The 597-nt window shown below is 48.2% G+C and carries 1 protein-coding gene; it reads left to right on the top strand.

Annotated features, from left to right (window positions below; translation table 11 throughout):
• A partial coding sequence (locus tag R7040_RS28080) for a prephenate dehydratase domain-containing protein (protein WP_318097833.1) occupies positions 1 to 597 on the top strand: 597 nt, incomplete at both ends.

Genomic DNA, 597 nt, shown 5'->3' with positions numbered 1-597 from the left:
AACCTTGTTAATCCGCAACAAAGCCGCAAGCCACTTGCACGCGTCGCTTTCTTGGGAGCCAAAGGTTCTTACTCGCACTTGGCAAGCCGCGAATATTTCAGTCGTAAAAATACCGAGCTTATCGAGCTAAATTGTGAGCATTTCAAAGAAGTGACTCGAACGGTGGAATCAGGCCATGCTGATTACGGTGTGCTGCCCATCGAAAACACCAGCTCGGGCTCGATCAATGAAGTATATGACCTACTACAACACACCACGCTGTATATTGTTGGTGAGCTGACTCAACCTATCGAGCACTGCTTAGTTGCAACGAAAGACATTCGCCTCGAAGACATCAAAACACTGTACTCGCATCCGCAAACGCACCAACAGTCCAGCGAATTCTTAAGCCGTATGAAAGGCGTGAAACTTGAGTCTTGCGCAAGCACAGCAGACGCGATGCAAAAAGTCCAAGAGATGAATCGTGATGATGTGGCCGCAATTGGTAATGCTTCAAGTGGTAAGTTGTACGGCCTGCAAGCGATCCAAGGCAACATCGCAAACCAAACCGAAAACCACACACGCTTTATTGTCGTCGCGCGTAAACCAGTTGAAGTC

It is taken from the genome of Vibrio sp. 1069 (genome assembly GCF_033340555.1).
This window is presented reverse-complemented; position numbering and strand designations above follow the sequence as displayed.